General features: G+C 75.5%; 19 protein-coding genes. 11 read left to right on the top strand and 8 right to left on the bottom strand.

What is annotated here, in order from left to right; translation table 11 throughout:
• The first annotated feature begins 189 nt into the window (after positions 1-189).
• Positions 190-1119: a type I pantothenate kinase gene (gene coaA / locus MTO91_RS13795; RefSeq protein WP_476654877.1), complete on the top strand. Its 930-nt coding sequence runs from the start codon at positions 190-192 to the stop codon at positions 1117-1119.
• Here the strand turns inward: coaA and MTO91_RS13800 are convergent.
• Complete coding sequence (locus MTO91_RS13800; RefSeq protein WP_476651426.1) at positions 1091-2206, bottom strand: M20/M25/M40 family metallo-hydrolase; 1116 nt, start codon at positions 2204-2206, stop codon at positions 1091-1093. The two genes, coaA and MTO91_RS13800, sit on opposite strands and share 29 nt — an antisense overlap.
• A gap of 76 nt (positions 2207-2282) precedes the next feature.
• On the opposite strand from MTO91_RS13800, the gene MTO91_RS13805 reads away from it, so the two are divergent.
• The gene (locus tag MTO91_RS13805) at positions 2283-2774 is read left to right on the top strand and encodes a MarR family winged helix-turn-helix transcriptional regulator (protein ID WP_476651427.1); all 492 of its coding nucleotides are present in this window, start codon (positions 2283-2285) and stop codon (positions 2772-2774) included.
• A gap of 16 nt (positions 2775-2790) precedes the next feature.
• On the opposite strand, the gene MTO91_RS13810 is transcribed toward MTO91_RS13805, so the two are convergent.
• Positions 2791-3621 (bottom strand): DUF427 domain-containing protein, encoded by an 831-nt coding sequence (locus MTO91_RS13810; protein ID WP_476651429.1) that lies wholly within the window; start codon positions 3619-3621, stop codon positions 2791-2793.
• Between the two features lie 73 nt (positions 3622-3694).
• Positions 3695-5569, bottom strand: coding sequence for an asparagine synthase (glutamine-hydrolyzing) (asnB, locus tag MTO91_RS13815; RefSeq protein ID WP_476651430.1), 1875 nt, complete (start codon positions 5567-5569; stop codon positions 3695-3697).
• Positions 5570-5840: 271 nt separating this feature from the next.
• Between asnB and MTO91_RS13820 the strand changes: the two genes are divergently transcribed.
• Positions 5841-6350 (top strand): MarR family winged helix-turn-helix transcriptional regulator, encoded by a 510-nt coding sequence (locus tag MTO91_RS13820; RefSeq protein WP_476651431.1) that lies wholly within the window; start codon positions 5841-5843, stop codon positions 6348-6350.
• 124 nt (positions 6351-6474) lie between these two features.
• Entirely contained in the window at positions 6475-8538 is a 2064-nt protein-coding gene (locus tag MTO91_RS13825) for a serine/threonine-protein kinase (protein ID WP_476651432.1), read from the top strand.
• A gap of 40 nt (positions 8539-8578) precedes the next feature.
• Here MTO91_RS13825 and MTO91_RS13830 read toward each other — a convergent pair whose 3' ends face one another.
• Positions 8579-8869, bottom strand: a complete 291-nt coding sequence (locus MTO91_RS13830) for a TSUP family transporter (protein ID WP_405417109.1) — start codon at positions 8867-8869, stop codon at positions 8579-8581.
• On the opposite strand from MTO91_RS13830, the gene MTO91_RS13835 reads away from it, so the two are divergent.
• The 5 genes from MTO91_RS13835 (at position 8847) to MTO91_RS13855 (ending at position 12873) form a co-directional block, all read left to right on the top strand.
• The gene (locus MTO91_RS13835) at positions 8847-9263 is read left to right on the top strand and encodes a carboxyltransferase domain-containing protein (protein ID WP_476651433.1); all 417 of its coding nucleotides are present in this window, start codon (positions 8847-8849) and stop codon (positions 9261-9263) included. The two genes, MTO91_RS13830 and MTO91_RS13835, sit on opposite strands and share 23 nt — an antisense overlap.
• Positions 9260-10231 (top strand): 5-oxoprolinase subunit C family protein, encoded by a 972-nt coding sequence (locus MTO91_RS13840; RefSeq protein ID WP_405417107.1) that lies wholly within the window; start codon positions 9260-9262, stop codon positions 10229-10231. The genes MTO91_RS13835 and MTO91_RS13840 overlap by 4 nt, the downstream gene beginning before the upstream one ends.
• 161 nt (positions 10232-10392) lie before the next feature.
• Entirely contained in the window at positions 10393-11256 is an 864-nt protein-coding gene (locus tag MTO91_RS13845) for a hypothetical protein (RefSeq protein WP_476651434.1), read from the top strand.
• A gap of 327 nt (positions 11257-11583) precedes the next feature.
• The gene (locus MTO91_RS13850) at positions 11584-12177 is read left to right on the top strand and encodes a hypothetical protein (protein WP_476651435.1); all 594 of its coding nucleotides are present in this window, start codon (positions 11584-11586) and stop codon (positions 12175-12177) included.
• Between the two features lie 69 nt (positions 12178-12246).
• Positions 12247-12873 carry a hypothetical protein gene (locus MTO91_RS13855; protein ID WP_476651436.1) on the top strand — a complete coding sequence of 209 codons (627 nt, stop codon included), beginning with the start codon at positions 12247-12249 and terminating at the stop codon, positions 12871-12873.
• Positions 12874-12879: 6 nt separating this feature from the next.
• Here the strand turns inward: MTO91_RS13855 and MTO91_RS13860 are convergent, their stop codons facing one another.
• The 4 genes from MTO91_RS13860 to MTO91_RS13875 all read right to left on the bottom strand — a co-directional run bounded on the left by MTO91_RS13860 (position 12880) and on the right by MTO91_RS13875 (position 15950).
• Positions 12880-13548 (bottom strand): pentapeptide repeat-containing protein, encoded by a 669-nt coding sequence (locus tag MTO91_RS13860; RefSeq protein WP_476651438.1) that lies wholly within the window; start codon positions 13546-13548, stop codon positions 12880-12882.
• Between the two features lie 19 nt (positions 13549-13567).
• Complete coding sequence (locus MTO91_RS13865) at positions 13568-14524, bottom strand: esterase/lipase family protein (RefSeq protein ID WP_476651440.1); 957 nt, start codon at positions 14522-14524, stop codon at positions 13568-13570.
• A gap of 98 nt (positions 14525-14622) precedes the next feature.
• Positions 14623-15054: a hypothetical protein gene (locus tag MTO91_RS13870; protein ID WP_405417100.1), complete on the bottom strand. Its 432-nt coding sequence runs from the start codon at positions 15052-15054 to the stop codon at positions 14623-14625.
• A gap of 440 nt (positions 15055-15494) precedes the next feature.
• Positions 15495-15950: a GNAT family N-acetyltransferase gene (locus tag MTO91_RS13875; protein ID WP_307799761.1), complete on the bottom strand. Its 456-nt coding sequence runs from the start codon at positions 15948-15950 to the stop codon at positions 15495-15497.
• Positions 15951-16062: 112 nt separating this feature from the next.
• Here MTO91_RS13875 and MTO91_RS13880 point away from each other — a divergent pair, with 112 nt between their 5' ends.
• Entirely contained in the window at positions 16063-16716 is a 654-nt protein-coding gene (locus tag MTO91_RS13880) for an antibiotic biosynthesis monooxygenase (RefSeq protein WP_405417098.1), read from the top strand.
• A 53-nt stretch (positions 16717-16769) separates the two neighbouring features.
• Complete coding sequence (locus MTO91_RS13885; protein ID WP_405417097.1) at positions 16770-20186, top strand: arabinosyltransferase domain-containing protein; 3417 nt, start codon at positions 16770-16772, stop codon at positions 20184-20186.
• The last annotated feature ends 21 nt before the right edge of the window (positions 20187-20207 follow it).

The raw sequence follows: 20207 nt of genomic DNA on the forward strand, positions 1-20207 counted from the left end.
GACCACGGCGACGTCGCCCTCCGCACCGCTCCCCGCGCCACCGGGTCCCCCGGACGGCCGCCGGGGGCCGGTGGCCGGGGCCCCGACCGCGGCGCAGCGGTGAGCGCCCCGCAGCCGACGCCCCCGTCGGAGCGCGCGACCCGCGCGGCCGCGGCGCCCCCGCAGTACGGCGGCCGGCGCAGCTCCGGGCTGGCCCGGGGGAGCGCCTCACCGTTCGTGGACTTCGACCGCCGCTCCTGGGCGCAGCTCGCGTCCTCGACCACGGTGCCGCTGTCGGCCCAGGAGCTCGAGCAGCTGCGCAGCTACGGCGACTTCGTCGACCTCGACGAGGTCCGCGAGGTATACCTGCCGCTGTCGCGGCTGCTCAACCTGCACGTGGAGGAGGGCGGGCGGCTCTACCGGGCCTACCGGCGCTTCCTCGGCTCGGGCGGGGCCCGCACCCCGTTCGTGATCGGGATCGCCGGCTCGGTCGCGGTCGGCAAGTCGACCACCGCGCGGCTGCTGCGCCTGCTGCTGGCCCGCTCCCCGGAGCACCCCGACGTGCAGCTGGTCACCACCGACGGGTTCCTCTACCCCAACGCCGAGCTGCAGGACCGCGGGCTGATGGAGCGCAAGGGCTTCCCGGAGTCCTACGACCGCCGCAAGCTGCTGCGGTTCGTCTCCGAGATCAAGGGGGGCCGCCCCGAGGTGAGCGCCCCGGTCTACTCGCACCTGGTCTACGACATCGTGCCCGACTCCCAGCTCGTGGTCCGCAGCCCCGACATCCTCATCGTCGAGGGCCTCAACGTGCTCCAGCCCGCGGTCGCGGGCGCGCTGACCGTGTCGGACTTCATCGACTTCTCGGTCTACGTCGACGCCGCCACGGCCGACGTCCGCCGCTGGTACGTGGAGCGGTTCCTGCGGCTGCGCGAGACCGCGTTCCGGGACCCGCAGTCGTTCTTCCGCCGCTACGCCGAGCTCGACCACGACGCGGCCGTGGCCCGGGCCGAGCACATCTGGGCGACGATCAACCAGCCCAACCTGGAGCAGAACGTGCTGCCCACCCGCTCACGGGCCAGCGCGGTGCTGACCAAGGGGCCGAGCCACGACGTCACGCGGGTGCGGCTGCGCAAGCTCTGACCAGCGCCGGGACCAGGGCGTCGGCGGCCTCGCCGACCCGGGCCGCGGAGCAGGTCTCGTCGGTGACGTGCGCCAGCTCGGGGTCGCCGGGCCCGTACACCAGCACCGCCGGGTCCCCGAGCGCCCCGACGAGCACCGACGCGTCGGTGAAGTAGGACGCGTACGCCGCCGGCCCGCCGTACCCGAGCACCGTCGCGGCCGCGGCCGCCCGCGGGTCGGCCGGGTCGGTCGCGACGGCGGGCAGGTCCAGGCGGACCTCGACGTCCGGGACGCCGCGGTGGGGGGTGGCGGCCAGCGCGGCGCGGGCGATCCCGGCGACCTCGTCGCGGGCGGTGGCGGCGTCCAGGCCGGGGACCAGGCGCAGGTCGACCTCCAGCTCGGCGCGGTCGGGCACCAGGTTGGGCTGCAGCCCGGCGTGCAGCGTCCCGGGGTTGGCCGTGGCGGCGCCGTGCGTGGCGCTGACGGGCCAGGTGTGGTCGTGCAGCGCCGCCGCGACCCGGCCGAGCGCGACGAGTGCGTTGTCGCCCAGCTCGGGGCGCGACCCGTGGGCGCCGACCCCGTGCTGCACCAGCCGCAGCCACAGCACGCCCTTGTGGCCGTGCAGCACCCGGTTGGCGGTCGGCTCGGCCACCACCAGCAGCGGTGACGGCTCCAGGCCGGTGAGCAGGCGGGCGCCGTCGCCGCCGGTCTCCTCGCCGAAGGTGAACACCAGCTGCAGCGGGGTGGCCGGGTCGCTGCGCAGCGCCGCGACGACGAGCGCCGCGACCCCGGCCTTCATGTCGGTGCTGCCGCGCCCGCGCAGCCGCCCGTCGACGACGTCACCGGCGTGCGGGTCGAACGACCAGCCCGCCGGGTCGGCGGGGACGGTGTCGAGGTGCCCGGTGAGGGTCACCGGCGGGCGGCCGTCGCCGCGGCGCGCCACCAGGTTCGCCCGCGCCGGGTCGGCCGGGTCGGGCTCGGTGCGCACGGTGAAGCCGCCGTCGTCGAGCAGGCCGGCGAGCAGGTCGGCGGCCGCGCGCTCCCCGCCGCCCCGGGTGTCGAGGGCGATCAGCGAGCCGGCGAGGGCGACGGGGTCGGGGGTCTCCATCTCCCCGACCCTTCCACGACCCCGCCGCTCCGAGGGCCGATGCCATTGCTCATCACTTCTTTGGCAGAATGGGGCGATGAGTGAGGGATCGGGCAGCGAGTCCGGCGGCTCCGGCGGCACCGTGGTGTCGAGCCGCTTCGAGACGAGCGACGACGAGGTGGCATCCCGGCTGCGGCTGGCCGTGGGCCGGCTGAACCGCCGGATCCGCATCGACGGCTCCGAGTCGCTGCCGCCGTTGCAGCTGTCGACCCTGGTCACCGTCGAGCAGCACGGCCCGCTGCGCCTGTCGGAGCTGGCCCGTCGGGAGGGCGTGACCGCACCGACGATGTCCCGGGTGCTGTCCGCGCTGGACGACCAGGGCATGGTCGAGCGCGCGGCGGCCCCGGGCGACGCCCGCGGCGTGCTCATCTCGATCTCCGCCGACGGGCTCGACCGGCTGCGCGAGGTCCGCAGCCAGCGCACCGCGCTGGTCGCCCGCCGGCTCGACCGGCTCGACGCCGCCCAGCGCGCCGCGCTGGAGGCCGCGCTGCCCGCGATCGAGGCCCTGATCGTCGCCGACGAGGACTGAGCGCTGCCGGATCCCCTCAGGCCTCGGCGCCGTCGACGGTGACCACGACCCGGGAGCCGTCGTCCCGGCTGCCGCCCGCGACGGACCGCAGTCCCGCGACCCGCGCCGACTCCGGCAGCGGGTCGGGGTAGTGCCAGAACACCTCGGCCAGCCGGGTCCCGCCGGGCAGGTCGGCGTGCTCGTAGTGCGCCTCGCCCTTGTAGGGGCAGCGGGTGCGCAGCCCGCTCGGCGTGGTCGGGACGGCGACGTCGGCGGCGGGCAGGTACCAGCGGTTCGGCAGCCCGGTCTCCGACAGCACCCACGGGTGCTCCGAGCGGGCCAGCACCGTCTCGACGCCGTCGGTCGCGACGTGGGTGACCACGACCTCGCGGTGGGTCGGGCGCACGTCGACCCGGGTGTAGGGGTCGGTGAGGTGGGCGAAGACCTGCTCGTCCTCGTCGTACCAGGCGTCGGCGGCGTTCCAGTACACCGCGGCGAGCCCGCGCAGCCAGGGTGCGGCCGCCACGGGCTCGGGGTAGTGCCAGACGGCGTTCTCGGCGATCCGGTCGCCCACGACGAGCGACCGGTAGGACGCGTCGCCCTTGAACGGGCAGTGCGTGGTGTGGTCGGTGGCGACCAGCACGTCCTGGTCGAGGTCGGTCTCGGGGACGTAGAGCACGGGCAGCAGGTTCGACTCGTGGACGAGGAACCCGCCGCGGGTGTCGAGCACGGTGCGCCCGGCGAACTCCGCCCGCACCCGCCTCGGGAACGGATGCATGAGCAGCTTGTGCGGCGGGCCGTCGATCGCGTAGTTCACCGTGGTCGGCGCGTACGGCGACAGCGGGCCGTCGGTGCGGGTCAGTCCCATGTGGCCTCACCTCGTGGGTGGTCGTGCGGGTCGGTACCCACACAACCACCCACGGGGAGAACCTGCCACGGGGCTACAGCGAGAGTTGCACGTCGTAGTCGCCGATCCAGGTGTTGAGGTCGATGATGCGTTCCAGCTGCATCCGGCGGCCCATCGAGTTGGCCTCGTGGCCACCGCCCTCGTCGAGCCTGCGCCGCACCGCCGCCCGGTCCACCAGCGGCGCGACGGGCGCGTCGTCGCCCTGCCCGACGATCTCGGCGACCTGGTCGCGCAGCGACTTCTCGTAGGAGTCGTCCTGGGTGGAGGGGTAGGGGCTCTTGACCCGCTGCACCACCGACTCGGGCAGCAGGTCGGAGGTGGCGTGGCGCAGTAGCGACTTCTCGCGCCCGTCGAAGTTCTTGTGCGCCCACGGCGTGCCGAAGACGTACTCGACGAGGCGGTGGTCGCAGAACGGGACCCGCACCTCGAGCCCGACGGCCATGCTCATCCGGTCCTTGCGGTCCAGCAGCACCGGCAGCCAGCGGGTCAGGTAGAGGTAGCAGATCTCGCGCATCCGGCGCTCGTGCGGGTCGTCGGCGGCCGGGCCGGTCAGCTCCGGCACCTCGGCGAGCGCGGCCCGGTATTGGTCGTCGAGGTAGCCGGGGACGTCGAGCTTGTCCCACAGGGCCCGGTCGAACAGCCCGGGGTCGGACTGGTCGGCGTTCATCATCCGCCCGGCCAGCCACGGGAAGGTGTCCGCGGCGACGGTCTCCGGGTCGTGGAAGTCGCGGTAGCCGCCGAACACCTCGTCGGCGGACTCCCCGGACAGCGCGACCGTGGACTCCTTGCGGATCGCGGAGAACAGCAGGTACAGCGACGAGTCCATGTCGCCGATGCCGGCGGGCAGGTCGCGGGCGTGCACCGTGGCCCGGCGCACGGCCGGGTCCATCATGTCCTCGGTGCGCAGCACGATGTCGCGGTGCGAGGTCCCGACGTACTCGGCGACCTCGTGCACGTAGGGGGAGTCGGGGGTGCCGCGCGCGTCGTCGGCGACGAAGTTGTCGGCGTAGCCGACGAAGTCCACCGCGAAGGACCGCACGGTGCCGTCGACGTGCTTCGCGGCCAGCGCGGTGAGCGCCGAGGAGTCCAGCCCGCCCGAGAGCAGCGAGCACAGCGGGACGTCGGCGTAGAGCTGGCGCAGCGCGGTGTCCTCGAGCAGCTCGCGGACGTGGTGCACGGTGGTGTCGACGTCGTCGGTGTGCCCGGTGTCGGTGAGCTGCCAGTAGCGCTCCTCGCGGACGCCGCCGTCCCGCGAGACCCGCACGACGCAGCCGGGCGGGACCTCGCGCATGCCGCGGAACACCGCGTTGGACATGTCGGAGACGAACGCCAGCGCCCGGCGCAGGCCCTCGGCGTCGACGACCCGCTCGGCCTCGGGGTTGGCCAGGATCGCCTTGGGCTCGGAGCCGAACAGCACCCCGTGCGGGGTGGGGTAGTAGTACAGCGGCTTGATGCCCAGGCGGTCACGCACCAGCACCAGCTCGTTCGTGCCGGAGTCCCACAGGGCGTAGGCGAACATGCCGTTGAGTCGGCGGGCGACGTCCCGTGGGTCCTTCGCACCCCACTCGCGGTGCGCCCGCAGCACGACCTCGGTGTCGCTGGAGGTCCGGAACCGGTGCCCGGCGGCGGCGAGCTGCTCGCGCAGCTCGCGGAAGTTGTAGGTCTCGCCGGAGTAGACCATGTGCAGGGCGGGGGCCCCGCCCTCGTCGAGGGTCATCGGCTGGCGGCCGCCCTCGATGTCGATGACCGCGAGCCTGCGGTGGCACAGCGCCGCCGGACCCTGGGCCCACACGCCCTGCTGGTCCGGTCCGCGGCAGGACATCGTCTCGTTCATCGCCGCGAGGGTGCGGGCGTGCTCGTCCGCCCCCAGGTCGTGTCGGTAGTCGATCCAGCCGCAGATTCCGCACACGGTTGAGCGCCTCCTCGATCTCGTGGCCCGGGCCGCGCCGCCCGGTAAGATCGATTGCAACGCTAATGATTGCGAGCCGCAACACGTGGGTAACACGACGTGGGCGCTCCGTCCGGTGATGGGCGGTTCGTCCAGCACTTTCGACGACAGGCGTCGCTGATCACACCCGTTCGGCGCAGCATCGTTGCGTGAAGGCGCACGAACCTTTCGATCCGCTTACGTGATTGCGATCGTCAATGTTGCAGTCCGCAACCTGTGTAGCATGCGAATCATGACGGAACGTCCGATTGGCCCGATTGACGACGACGCAACCGTGGCGGCCGGCGGTCTCGCCACGGCGACCCAGGACCCGCTGCACTCGCTGGAGAAGCAGATCACGCTGCTGGTCCGCCGCACCATGGAGTCGGTGTGGTCCCACGGCTACGGCGCGAACGACGCCGTGGACCGCTACACCTACCCGGTCCTCATGCTGCTCGACGACGAGGGCGCCCTCTCGCTCACCGCGCTGACCGGCAAGCTGGGCGTCTCCAAGCCCACCGCCAGCCGCCAGGTCTCGCGCTTGTCGCGGGCCGGCCTGGTCGACGTGTCCCCGCACGAGCGCGACCCCCGCTCGGTCAGCGTCACCCTGACCCCGGCCGGCCTCGCCGCCCGGGAGCAGGTCCGCGAGGCCCGCCTGGCGCCGCTGCGCGAGGTCATCGCGCACTGGCCGACCCACGACCGCGACTCCCTGGCCGAGCTGCTCGACCGGTTCAACACCGACCTGGACCTCTTCGTGCGCTGACCCCGCTGCACCCGCCCGCGCGCGCCCCCGTGCACCCGCTGCTCCGCCGGGCCCCACCCGGGTGATGCGATAGTGGGCAGTCCGGGTGGCCGCACCCGGAGCGAGTTCGGGGGTGAGGACGGGCGTGGACGCGCTGGTGGCGCTCGTCGCCGGGGTTCTGGAGGGCATCCGCGGGCTCGGTGTGCCGGACGTGTGCCCGGGGGACTGGGCCTGGTCGGTCACCGCGCTCGGCGTGCTGACGGGGCTGCTGCCCACCGCGGGTGCGGCGCTGGTCGCGCTGCTGCGCCGGGGGATCGGCTCCGGGTCCTCGTCGGGCTACGGCTCGGCCGAGTCCGTGCTGCTGGCCGGGATCGGAGTGCTGTCGGCGGGCCTGCTCCCGCTGGCGGTGTTCGTCGGGGCGGGCGGGGTGTTCAGCCGTGCCACCGCCGGCGTGCCGGCCGTCCCCGGGCTGAGCTCGTCGGCCACCTCGTCGATCCGGGTCGAGACCTGCAGCGTCGTCGGGACCCAGAGCAGCTACCTGGGCCGCGGCACCGTGGCCGGGTCCATCGGCGGGGACGTCGTCACCTCGGTCACCTCCGTCGCCCTGCTCGGCGTCGTGCCGCTGCTCGCGACCGTGCTCGTCGCGGTCCAGGCGCGCACCGCGCTGCGTCGCGGGCCCCGCTGGCCCGCCAAGTTCTTCTGGCTCCCGCTGTTCGCGCTGATCGTGCTGACCGGCGGGGTCCCCGCGGGCACCGCCGAGCACCTGTGGGTCGGCATCCTCGCCGCGAGCCTGGCCGGGGTGCTGATCGTCCCGCTGTTCCCCGCACCGTCGCGGGCGACGGTCGAGCGGATCCGCGCCGGGCGCGACGCGCCGCCGCGCCGCGCCGAGCCACCCGCCGCGGGACGCACCGGCACCGGGTCGTCGCGGGCCGGGCGCGGTGGCGGCGACGGGCTCGCCCCGCAGTCCGGCGCCGCCGCGACGCCCAGCGTCGCCGAGCGGCTCGCCCAGCGCTTCTCCGCCCGCGAGACCCCGGGCACCGCCGGGACGAACGGCACCCGCGGGCCGTCCTCGGTCGAGCAGTCCGCGCCCTATGCCGGGTTCGCCGCCGCGCCCCGCCCGCCGTCCGGGTACGGCGCGCCGCCGCCCGCCGGGTACGCCCCCGGCCCGGCCGGGCGCCCGCCCGCCGGACCGCCGCCGTTCACCGGCCCGGCCGCGCACCCCGCCGCGGGTCCGCTGCGCGGCCCGGTGCCGGGAGCGGCCCGCGGCCCGGTCTCCGGTGCGGGACGGCCCCCGGCGGGGCCGCCGCGCCGGCCCACGCTCGTCGCACCCGTGGCGGGCGGTCCGCCGCGGGCGCCCCGGTTCCGGCTGATGCGCCGCCTCGGTGCCGGTGGTTTCGGCGGGGTCTGGCTGGCCCACGACGCCAAGCTCGGCCACACCGTCGCGGTCAAGTCCGCGCACGCCGCGGACCCGGAGACCGAGGAGCGCATCCGCCGGGAGGCCGCCGCGCTCGGCGCGCTGCGCCACCCCTGCTGCGTGCAGATCCACGACCTGCTGCACGCCTCGTCCGACCCGGGCCTGCAGGGCATGGACGGGCTGGTCATCGTCATGCAGTACGTCGACGGCATGTCCCTGGGCCAGCTCGTCGGCGAGCAGGGCCCGGTGGACGACATCTCCGCGGCCCGCATCTGGACCGGCATCGCCGGCGCCCTGCACACCGCGCACCGTGCCGGGGTGCTGCACCGCGACATCAAGCCCGGCAACATCGTCGTCGACCCGCAGGGGCACCCGCACCTGATCGACTTCGGGATCGCGCGCAAGCAGGGCGACTCCACGCTGACCCAGACCGGCTACGTCCTGGGCACGCCGGACTACCTGGCGCCGGAGGCCGCGGCCGGGAAGCCCGCCTCGCCCGCCTCCGACGCCTGGCAGCTCGCGGCGGCGGTGTCGTTCGCGCTGAGCGGGCACCCACCGCGCGGGGAGTCCGCCGACGCCGTCGCCGGGCTGCGGGCGGCCGCGGCGGGGGCGAAGCTCACCCACCTGCCGAGCCGCACCGCACACCTGGCGCTGCTCAAGCAGGCGATGCGCACCGAGCCGCACCGGCGCCCGGACCTGCCGACGGTGCAGGGCAAGCTCGACGGCTGGCTGCGCCGCCACGGGCACCGCACCGACGGCCCGGTCACCGCGATGCTGGAGTACCGCCGGGGCTGAGGGCCCGCCCACGGCGTGGCGCAGGGCCACGCCGGACCGCTCAGAGCCAGGCCTGGACGAACAGCCGCAGGGCCAGGCCGAGGCCCGCGACCGCGATGCCGATCCGGACCAGGCGGGCCGGGAGACGCCGGGCCACGACCGGGCCGAGCCGGCCGCCGATGAGCAGGCCCAGGGCCAGCGCGGGCACCGCGGCCCACGCGACGTCGCCGAGGACCGCGAACCCGACCGCGGCGACGGCGTTCGCCGCCCAGGTCAGCACGTTCTTCAGCGCGTTGGCCCGCAGCAGGGTCGCGCCCGGCAGCGACAGCGTGAGCGCCGGGCTGCCGTTCAAGTACCAGATGGTGCCCCGGGACCGGCAGATCGTGGTGCCGAAGTACCTGCGTCCGCGCACCGACACCCCCAAGCAGACCGTCGGCTACGGCGGCTGCTTCTCCTGCATCTACTCGGTGCGCGGCGCCGGGGGCTACCAGATGTTCGGCATCACCCCGGCGCCGATCTACGACCCGACCCAGAGCAAGCCCGACTTCACCGAGCACATGGTGTTCATGCGGCCCGGGGACATGGTCAAGTTCCGCGGCATCGACCGCGACGAGTACGACCAGCTCCACGCCGCCGCCGAGGCGGGGGAGTACCGGATCACCGCCCGTCCGGTGGCGTTCGACCTGCAACCGTTCCTCGACGACCCCGACGGCTACAACAAGCGCCTGCTGGAGGTGCTCGCGTGACACGCATCGAGGTCCGCAAGCCCGGTCTGTCCACCACCGTGCAGGACGGTGGCCGCTCCGGCTACTACCACCTGGGCATCCCGCCGTCGGGCGCGCTGGACCAGTACTCGCTGACCTGCGCGAACGCGCTGGTCGGGAACCCGGACGGCGCCGCCGCACTGGAGATCGTCTACATGGGCCCGGAGCTGGTGTTCACCGGCCCGGCGACCCTCGCCGTCGCCGGGGCGACGATCGCCCCGAAGGTCAACGGGTCGGCGGTGCCCGTCTGGGAGTCCTTCGACGTCGCCGAGGGCGACGTGCTGGCCTTCGACTACCTCAAGGCCGGCGCACGGGCCTACCTCGCGGTGTCCGGCGGGATCGACGTGCCGGAGAAGCTCGGCAGCCGCGCCACGTACGCGCTCGGCGCCCTGGGCGGGCTCGACGGCCGGCCGCTGGCCGAGGGCGACGTCCTGCCCGTCGGGTCCGGCACCGGCCGGGCCGGGCTCGTCGTACCCGAGGACCTGCGGCCGTCGCTCGCGAAGGACGTCGAGGTCCGGGTCGTGATGGGGCTCTACGACCACCGGCTCACCGACCGGGGCCGCGCCACCTTCCTCGACACCACGTGGACGCTGACCCCGGTCGCGGACCGGATCGGGTTCCGCTACACCGGCGGGGAGCTGGAGACCGTCGACCGTGAGCCGCCGTTCGGGGCGGGCCAGGACCCGTCGAACATCGTCGACTCGCCCTACCCGATCGGCTCCATCCAGGTCCCGGGCGGTGTGGAGCCGATCGTGCTGCACCGGGACGCGGTGTCCGGCGGCGGCTACATGATGGTGGCGACGGTGATCTCCGGGGACCTCGACGTCGTCGCCCAGTCGGCGCCGCGCACCCGCACCCGGTTCGTGGCGGTCGACCTGGAGACGGCGCTGTCGCTGCGGGCCGAGCGCACGGACCGGCTCGCGCGGATGCACAGCGCACTGGAGCGGTGACACCGTTCCTGCTCACCCGTTCGGGCTGGCCCCGCAGCGCCGTCTGGTCCAGACTCGACGCTCGGTGACGCGGGGCGGTACCGGACGTGGGGGAGGACCGAGCGATGAGCGGCAGGCACCGGAGGGCGGCGGGGGCCGGACTGGTCAGGCGGGTCCTGGCCGTGACGGTCCCCGTGGTCGGGGCGATCGCAGTCGCCGCGGCGGTCGTCGTCACCGTGACGCCGGGGGAGCAGCCCGTCGCGGCGCAGGGAGAGCAGGGGGAGCAGACCGGCCCCCGCCCGGCCGCGCCGCTCGCCGCCGGTCCCGCCGTGCCCGGCGGTGGCTCCCCGGCGCGGATGGCCGACCCGGCACCGCTCGCGCAGGCACCGGTGCGGGCGGCCGCCGACGCCGCGGCCGCCGCACCCCGGAAAGCCACGGCGGGGTCGCCCCGGGAGCCGGGGTCGCCGGGTACGGCCACCGGCGGGTCCGGCCCGGTCCGGTCCGGCGGGGGTGGTGCGTCGCGCGCCGCCGCACCGCCGTCGACGACCGGCGGGGCGGACGGCCCCGCTCCGGCGGGCCCGGCTGACCGCACCGCGCCCGGACCCCTCGCGGTCGCGCCCGGCACGGGCACTGCGCCGGCGCCCGGCCAGGTCACCGCTCCGGACGACACCGCTCCGGACGACACCGCCCCGGACGACACCGCCCCGGACGACACCGCCCCGGACGACACGCCCCCGGCCGACGACACCGCACCCGGCGACGACACCGGATGGTCCGCCCCGTCCCGGCCGACGGTCCCGCGGCCGGTGGTGCCCGCCCCGCGCGTGGCCGTCCCGCCCCAGGCCGCCCCACGGTCCGCCGCGCCGCCGGACGACGACCCGGCCGGCAGCGGTTCCTCCGGTGTCTCCCCGGGCACCGTCACACCGGCCGACCCGGACACCGGCGCCGCGGACGGGGCGCTGCTCCGGCTGCGCCTGCGGATCGCCGAGACCCCGCCCGTCGACGTCCGGGTGCCCGGACCCGCGCTGTCGCTGCTCGGGGGCTGAGCCCGGCCGCCCGTCCGGGCGGCGCGCAGTTCACCCCACCGGGACGGCCTGCGACGGCGACACACCCATTCGGTGCATGGCCGTACCGCCGTCCGCCGGTGACGATCACCCCATGCGCACGGCGAGCGGCTCCACCACGTGACCGGCCGGCACCGGATGCCGGGCGGGCCCGGCCCGGCCGGCCCGGACCCCGCCGGGCCCGAGGTGTGGCCGAGCTCCGCTGCCCGCTCCCGGGGCGCGACCGCGACGGCGCCCGTCGGCCCGTGGGACGCGCCACGACCGGTCGAGGGCCGGGCCCGGCCGCCGCGGGGCCGCCGGCGTCTCCGCGTGACCCTGGCCGGGGTCGTCCCGGTGGTGCTGGTCGCGTCGGTCGCCGTCGCGGGTCTCCTCGGGACCGGGGTCCTCGGCGGGGTCGCTCCGGCGGACCAGCGGGTCGACGACCACGTCCCGGTACCGACCTTCGCGTCCGGCCCGACCGTCGACGACGCCTCCTCGATCCCGATGCCGTCGCGCTGGTACGGCTCCGGCACCGGGATCGCGCCCACCACGGCACCGGTCGCGGCCCGCGAGACGCGCGCGGCCGCCGTCGCCGACGGGGCGGTGCGGGCGGCCACGGCCCGGATCGCCGAGGAGCGCCGGGCCGCCGAGGCCGCCGCACGGGAGCGTCTGGCCGCGGAGCAGCGCGCGGCGCAGGACCGTGCCGCGCAACGGACCCGGGAGCAGGCCGACGCGCGCCGTCGCGCCGCCGTCCCCCCGACCGGGACACCCACGACGCCGCCCGCCCCGACCACCACCCCGGCCCCGCCGACCGGCACCGCGCCCGACGACGCCCGGACCGCGACCCCCGCCCCGACCGGGGACACCCCGCGCACCGAGGGCGTCGTCTGTCGTGTCGTCCGGTTCGTGATCGTCCCCTGCTGAGGCCCGGCCGGGCGAGGCAGGTTTGAGCCCCTCCGGCTCCGGCTACCGACAGTGCAGGAGGCGATCACGATGAGCGCACGGCACCGACGTCCACGCACCACGCCGGGCCGCCTGGCCCTTCTCAGCACCGTCCCGCTGGTCGGCGGTGCCGGTCTGGCGGCCGCCCTCGTCGGTGGCGTCGCCGGCACGGACCCGGCCCGGGATCTCACCCCCACCGCCGCGGCCGCCGACGGCACGACGGTCGACGGCACAGCGGTCGACCCGACCGACGCCGTGGCTGTCCCCGGGCGCGGTGAGATCGTGCTGGACGCCGTCGGCGGGGCCCGCGACGCCGCCACCCGCGCGGGCGACGCACGGACCGCGGACCGGGTCAGCACCGTGGCCGCCGAGCTGCGCGACCAGGCACGGTCCCGGGCCGACGCGGCCCGCGCCGCCGGGGACGCCGAGCTCGCCGCCTACCACCGCGACGAGGCGGCCCGGCAGGACCGGGTCGCGGACGCCTCGCGCCCCGTCGTCCCCGACGACCAGACCGGCGACGACGAACTCGCCGGCACCTCGCCGCTCTGCCGCGCCGCGGACGTCGTCCGGCTCGGCCCGCTCACCGCGGCCGGCCCGCAGTGCGACGAGGACCCGTGGATCGCCGGCCAGGTCGACGACGCAATGCGCCGCGGCGGTCTCGACCGCCCCGTCGGCTGACCCGGCCTACGGCTCGAGCACCGTCAGTCCCAGCGCCGCGCAGATCGCGCCCGCCTGGGTGGGGGAGACGATCGCCCCGCGCAGCTCGCGCGGGGTGTCGGGGGTGACCTCGCCGAGATCGCAGCCCCGCAGGTCGGCGCCGTCGAGCCGGGTGGACCGCAGCACCGTGCCGCGCAGCCGGCACCGCTCGAACCGGACGTCGCGCAGGTCGGCGCCGGACAGATCGGCCTCGGAGAGGTCGCAGTCGGCGATCCGCAGCCCGCGCATCGCGAGGTCGCGCAGGTCGGCCAGCTGCAGCGAGCAGTCGTCCAGGACGAACGACGCCGTCAGCCCACGCAGTCCGCGCAGGACGGTGCCGATCATCCGGCAGCCGGTGAACCGGGTGTCGCCGAGGGTCGCCCCGGCCAGCCGGGCCCCGGACAGGTCGACCCCGCCGAGCACGGCGTCGGTCAGGTCCGCCTCGCGCAGATCGGCCCCGGCCAGCGACGTCCCGGTGATCCGCGCCCGGTCCAGCCGCACGCCGCGCAGATCGGCCCCGGCGAGCGAACCGCCCCGCAGGACCAGCCCGGCGAGGTCGGTCTCCCGCAGGTCGGTCTCGTCGAGGACGGCCGAGCCGACCTCCACGCCGTCCCGGGCCGCCGCGAGCAGGTCCTCCGCCGTCGTCACCGCCGTCACGGGCGACAGCGTGGCACGGTCAGGATGCGGCGGGTGCGTCCGGGCCCACCGGCAGGCAGCGCACCGGGTCCGCATGGGCCGGGTCGAGCGCGTTGAGCACGTGCTGCAGCGTGACCGGGTCGAACGCGACGGCGACGTGCTCGGCGAGGTCGGTGGGGCAGCCGTCCTGCAGGACGATGTTGTGCGCGCCGTCGAGCAGGCCCGAGGTGTAGGGGACGACCAGCTCGTCGTAGCGGGTGAGGATCATCGTGTAGTCGACGCCGTCGGCGCGGGGTCCGCCGTCGGAGTTCATGCGCTGCAGGAAGTCCGAGCCGTGCAGGAACTGGCGGCAGGACGCGCACAGCGGGTCGAGGACGGTGCCGACCGCCGGGCCGAGGCCGAGCTGCTCACCGGTGCGGTCGAGGAACGCCAGCCCGGCGGTGTTCGTGCCGTCCCAGAGCGGGGTCAGGCCGACGTAGCGCCGGACCTTCTCGGCGCCGCCGAGGAACCGGACGTAGTGGTTCGGCATCAGCGAACCCTCGGAGTGGCCGACTATGTCGACCTTCGCGGCACCGGTGGCCCCGCGCACCCGGTCGACGAACGCGGCGAGCTCGGCGGCGCTGTCCTCCATCGGGGCGAGCCCGCCGACCTGGGTCAGCGGCGGCGGGGCCAGGGGGTTGCGGCCGTAGGTCAGGGAGAACACGCAGTAACCGCGCTGGGCCAGCTGCGGGGCCATGTAGGCCCAGTTGTTCCCCTGGTTGGCCGAGAGGCCGTGGACGAGGACGACCGGCTCCGGGTGCGCCTCGGACGGCCGGCAGCCCCAGTCGTTCGACCCGGGTGGGGAGGGGTCCAGCAGGTCCTGCACCGAGGCGACCTGCTCGGGCTCCGGTGCCGCCGCCTGGGCGGGCGGGACCAGCGCGAGGCCGACCGTGCACACCGCGACCGCGATCGAGACGACCGCCGCCCACCTGCGCCGGTCGTTGCCCTGTCCAGCCACCAGCCGCCTCCTCGGGTGCCGTCGTCACGAGGATCAACGACGACGGTCACCGGAGGTTGCGCACCGTCACCGGACAGGGCCGTCCGGGGGAGGGGTGATTACTCCGTCCGATCCTGACCGGCGCTCCCGTCCGGCTCCGTGGACCCGTCGTGCCGGGGGACCTGGTCCTGGCGGGGACGTCCGCCGCGGCGCATGTTCCCGTTGGTGGTCCGCCGGGTCGGGTCGACCAGGCGTTTCCACTTGGCCTGGGCCGCCTGTCGGCTCGACAGCTGGGCCTGGACGGCGTCGGCGACCTCCTTCCAGGTCATCCCGCCGGCCCGCAGGGTGCGGATCAGGTCGCGCTCGTAGTAGTCGGCCAGCCGGCGCATCTCCTGCACCAGGGCGTACCAGGCGGCCGCCCCGTCGTGGGTGAGGACGCCGTCGGCCGCCCGCTCCTTCATCCCGTCCAGCTGTTCGGTGATGGACTCCCGCTTCTTCGCGATCGAGGGGTCGGCCCGTTCCAGCCAGCGCTGCGCTTCCTCGTACCTCATGATGTCAATGGTTCATTGACGCGTACGCGCGGTCAACCGTTGCGCGACACCGGCGTGTCGCGGGGGAGCGGGCCACAACGACGGCCGCGGTACCGGCGACCGGGCCACGCGCCGGGTGCCCCGGGGTACCGGTCGTCGCCGGAGGAGGCCCAGGAGGCGCTGGGAGCGCCCTGGACGGCCCTGTGCGGGCCGCCGCGGTGGGGGTGGACCATCCGGCGGCCACGCACGACCGGGCCTGTCCAGGGCCCGCTGAACCTCCCGCGGCCGGACGGGGGCGAACCGGAATGCCCCCACGGCTGTCGAGACCCGCTCGTGGTCCGGATCCCCGCCGCCGGCGCCTCGGTTTCCTCTGAGGTCAATGTTTCATTGACGCCTACTCGTGGTCGTCGAAACGACGACAACAGAGCCGCCAGGACCGAGCCGAGCCGGGGGAGCGGCCGTCAGGTGAGGGGGAGGCTGAAGCCGTCGTGGGTCCGGAGGAACCCGAGGCGCTCGTAGAACCGGTGGGCGTCGGTACGGGACCGGTCGGAGGTGAGCTGGACGAGCGCCGCGCCACGTCGACGGGCCTCGTCGACGGCGTACCGGACCATGGTCGCCCCGAGCCCGTCGCCGCGCCGGCCCGCGGCCACCCGGACGGCCTCGATCCGTGCCCGCAGCGCGCCGCGGCGGGCCAGGCCCGGCAGCAGGCTGAGCTGCAGGGTCCCGACGACCGTGCCGTCGTCGTCGGCGACCAGGAGCAGGTGTCGCGGGTCGGCGTCGAGCTCGGCGAACGCGGCGAGGTAGGGCGCCAGGTCCTCCGGGGTCTCCCGGGTGGCGCCGAGCGGGTCGTCGGCCAGCAGCGCGACGACGGACGGCACGTCACGGACCGTGGCCCGGCGCAGGACGGGTACGGGCACGGCGGGACCTCTCGACGCGGGACGGCGGGGGAGCGGGCTCCGGAGAGTGTCCCGGAGTGATGTCGTGCGGCCGGGCTGGGAGTCCGCCGGGTCGGCGGTCACCATGAGGGGCATGTCCCTCGACACCCGCGACCGGGCCGACGGCACCACCCCCGCCGCCGCGTCCGCTCCCGCTCCGACCGGCGGCGACCCCGTCACGGTCTCGTTCACCCGTCGCGCCGACCCCGGTCACGCCGCGGAGATGACCGCCTGGATCCGCTCCGGCCTGCTCATGGCCGAAGGGTTCCCCGGCTTCCTCGGCGGCGGCTGGGTCCGCAGCCGCGACGGCTCCGACGAGTGGCACATGCTGGCCCGCTTCGACTCCCCGGAGTCGCTCGGGCGCTGGGAGGCGAGCCCCGAGCGCCGCTGGTGGCTCGGGTCCGCCCAGGGCCTGGCGGAGATGACCCGGGCCGAGCGCCGCACCGGGATCGAGGGCTGGTTCGACCAGCCCACCGCGGTGGAGACGGCCGGCCCGCCCCAGGTCACACCCCCGCGCTGGAAGCAGGCGACGACGATCTGGCTCGTCTTCTTCCCGATGAACCTCCTGGCCACGGTGACCCTCGGCGCGCTGCTCGCGGACTGGCCCGTCGTGCCGCGGCTGGCGGTCACGACGATCGTCCTGACCCCGGTCATGGTGTACGTGATGCTGCCCTGGATCACCCGTGTGCTGTGGTGGTGGCTGCAGGGCAGGCGGTTCCGCGACCGGCACCGCGTCCCGGTGGGCTGATCACCCCCGGGGGCTCCCCGGATCACGCGGAGCGAGGCCGCTACCGTCGTTCGGTGCTCACCTCCGAAGCGACGGTCGCCGCGCCGGCTCCGGTCGACACGCTCCGCGACCGTCGACGCCTGCACTGGGCGGGCCGGCTCGGTCTCCTGGCGTTCGTGCTCGCCGTCGCGGTGCCCTTCCTGCCCGTGGTGCAGCACACGACCACGATCGTCTGGCCGTCGGTGGCGGACGGCACCGCCGACGTCAACGCGCCGCTGGTCGCGCTGCGCCCGGAGACGATGTCGGTGGTCGTCCCCGCCGACGCGATCCGCAGCCTCGACGACCGCGCCGACGGCTCCGCCACGGTGCTGTCGACCGTCCCGCCGGAGTCGCCGGAGGGCGCCCGCTCCGGGATGGTCCTGACCGTCGCCGACGGCCAGCTGGCGCTGGTCGACCGCGGCCAGCAGCTCGCGACGGCGCCGCTGCGGGCCGGCCCGTCGGAGGTCCGGATCACCTCCGACGGCACGTCCACCACGATCGACCTGGGCTCCGGGGCGCAGACCTTCGAGGGGGACCTGCGGCCGCAGGTCGTGGGGATCTACTCCGACCTGGACACCGCGCTCGACCCGACGGCCGGCACCGCGGTCCGGATCACCCCGGACACCCGCTTCGACACCAGCCCGTCGGTGTGGAAGACCGCGGCCACCGTCGTCGCCGCGGTGGCGCTGCTGGGCTCGCTGCTCGCGCTGGCCGGCGTCGACCGGCACCTGGGCCGCAGCCCGCACCGGGCGGGCCGCGACGCCATCGGCGGTCTCGCCGGGCGGTGGCCGCCGCGGCTGCGCCGCTGGTGGTCCCGTGCGAGGCCCCGGCCGATCGACCTGATCGTCACCGTGGTGCTGGTCGGGTGGGCCGCGATCGGGGGCCAGACCTCCGACGACGGGTTCACCCTCGGCATCGTCCGCGACGTCCCCACCTCGGGCTACGTCGGCAACTACTACCGCTGGTACGACGCCGCGGAGGCGCCGTTCGGCTGGTTCTACGACCTCTACGCGCTGTGGGTGCGGGTCTCGGACTCGCTGCTGTGGCTGCGGCTGCCCTCGGTGCTGATGGGGATCATGGCCTGGTGGCTGGTCTCCCGCGGCCTGCTCCCGCGCCTGGGCCGTCAGGCCCGCCGCTCCCGCGCCGCCACCTGGGCCGCGGGCATGGTGTTCCTGGCGTTCTGGATGGCCTACAACTCCGGGCTGCGGCCCGAGCCGGTCGTCGTCGTGTGCTCGCTGCTCGCCCTGGTGTGCGTGGAGCGGGCGCTGGCCCTGCAGCGGCTGCTGCCGGTCGCCCTGGGGCTGTTCGCGGCGTCGATGGCGGTCGGGGCGAACCCGGCCGGGCTGATCGCGATCGCGCCGTTCATCGCCGGCGTGCGTCCGCTGTGGCACCTGCTGTCGGCCCGGGTGCGGGCGGTCGGCGCCGTCCCCGTTCTCGCCCCGCTGCTGGCCTCCGGCACCGCGATCCTGATGATCGCCTGGGCGGACCAGAGCTGGGCAGCGGTGGTCGACTCCACCCGACTGCGGTCCGACATCGGCCCGGACTGGCCCTGGTACACCGAGATCGCCCAGCGCTACGCGCCCCTGTTCGAGGGGCTCGCAGACGGATCCATCGCCCGTCGGTTCCCGATCCTGCTGGTCATCCTCTGCCTGCTGGCGTGCGTCGTCGTGCTGATCCGGCGCAACCGGATCCCCGGTGCCGCGCTCGGGCCCGCCCAGCGCCTCATCGGCAGCACCGTGATCGCGCTGCTGATCTTCGCGCTCACCCCGACCAAGTGGACCCACCACTTCGGGGATCTGGTCGGTCTGGGCTCGGGCATGGTGGCGCTCGCCGCGATCGCCACCGGCTCGGACGTCCTGCGCTCGCTGCGCAACCGGCTCGCGTTCCTGTCCGCGGTGTTCCTGGTGGCGGCGCTGTCCGCGGCCGGGCCGAACCTGTGGTGGTACACGAACAACTGGGGCGTGCCCTGGGCCGGCGAGCAGGTCACCGTCGCCGGCTACGAACTCTCCACGATCCTGCTGCTCGTCGCGCTGCTGCTCGCCGCGGGCGCCGGTGTCGAGCACCTGCGCGGGATCCGCGAGGAGCGTCACCCCGACCAGCTGGCGGGTGTGGAGCGGGCGCTGGGCCGGATCCCGCTGCTGGGCCGCTGGGTCCGTGCCCGGGACTGGCGCCGCGACGCGTCATCGGCGCTGCGGGCGACACGGCGGCTGCGGCTGACCTCGGCACCGCTGGCGGTGCTGTGCGGGCTGCTGGTCACGTTCAACGTGTGGTCGATGGTCTCGGCCGTCCAGGACCGCTCCGGGACCTGGACGATGGGCGCCGACGCGCTGTCCCATCCGTTCGGCGGGTCCTGCGGGCTCGCCAGCCAGGTGTTCGCCGAGCGCCGCCCCGTCGACGGCGTGCTGCCCCCCGCCCCGGAACCGACCGGGATGGCCGCTCCGGCCCGCTCCGGGTTGCTCCCGACCGTCGCCCCGCCGCCCCCGCCGGGGGAGCCGACCTCGACCCCGGCACCGCTGGCCCCGGGGGTGGTCCCCGCCAACAGCCCCGACGCGCAGCTGCTCGACCCCAACAGCGGGGGCAGCGGCTTCGTCCGCGACGGGATCCCGCCGACCGGCGGCGGCACCGGCGCCTCCGGGTTCGAGTACGTCCTGTCCGGTGGGCTCGGCAGCGACGCGGCACCCGCGTTCGGCAGCTACGTGCCCCGCGGCGACCGCAACACCGGCACCCTGCGCACCCCGTGGGTGATGCTGACCGCCGAGCAGCGCGCCGGCACCACGCCGCTGGTCGTCACCGCGGCCGGGCGCCTGGGCAACGGGAACCGGCTCACCGTCCAGTACGCGACACGGTTGTCGGACGGGCGGGTCCGCGTCGTCGAGCAGACCACCCTCGACGACGGCCGGGTGGAGGAGATGCCGTGGCGCGAGCTGCGCTTCGACCTGCCCGACACCGCCCGCGCCGCGACCGAGGTCCGGATGGTCGTGCAGGACAACTCACTCGGCGCCGACGGCTGGCTCGCCATCGCGCCGCTGCGGGCGCCCCAGCTGGCGCCGTTGTCACAGGTGGTGGGCGACCAGCCAATGTTCCTCGAGTACCCGGTGTCGCTCGCCAGCCCGTGCCTGCACCCGTTCCGGACCTCCGGCGGCATCGCCGAGGTCCCCGCCTACCGGCTGCAGGCCGACGGCAGCCAGATGCGTGCCGACGGGGAGGGGTGGTCGTCCCCGCAGGCCGGTGGCCCACTGGGCTGGATCACCGTGATCGGCAAGCAGACCGAGCTGCCCACCTACCTCGAGGGCGACCCGGGGCGGGACTGGGGCAAGGTGCAGGCGATCCAGCCGTACCGGCCGAACGCGGTCACCCCGACCCTGGAACGTCGCGACGTGGACCGTTCCGGGCTCTACAGCTCCGGTCCGCTGCCGGCGCCGCCGCCGGGCATCCCGTCACCGAGCCGGTGACGGCGGGCCCGGGCCGGTGAC

Source organism: Pseudonocardia sp. 2-7 (assembly GCF_056341085.1).

Bases quoted from the DNA above. Each gene is read 5' to 3' on its own strand.
- MTO91_RS13800 (WP_476651426.1), bottom strand. From the start codon at position 2,206: ATGGAGACCCCCGACCCCGTCGCCCTCGCCGGCTCGCTGATCGCCCTC.
- MTO91_RS13805 (WP_476651427.1), top strand. From the start codon at position 2,283: ATGAGTGAGGGATCGGGCAGCGAGTCCGGCGGCTCCGGCGGCACCGTG.
- MTO91_RS13810 (WP_476651429.1), bottom strand. From the start codon at position 3,621: ATGGGACTGACCCGCACCGACGGCCCGCTGTCGCCGTACGCGCCGACC.
- MTO91_RS13820 (WP_476651431.1), top strand. From the start codon at position 5,841: ATGACGGAACGTCCGATTGGCCCGATTGACGACGACGCAACCGTGGCG.
- MTO91_RS13855 (WP_476651436.1), top strand. From the start codon at position 12,247: ATGAGCGCACGGCACCGACGTCCACGCACCACGCCGGGCCGCCTGGCC.
- MTO91_RS13870 (WP_405417100.1), bottom strand. From the start codon at position 15,054: ATGAGGTACGAGGAAGCGCAGCGCTGGCTGGAACGGGCCGACCCCTCG.
- MTO91_RS13880 (WP_405417098.1), top strand. From the start codon at position 16,063: ATGTCCCTCGACACCCGCGACCGGGCCGACGGCACCACCCCCGCCGCC.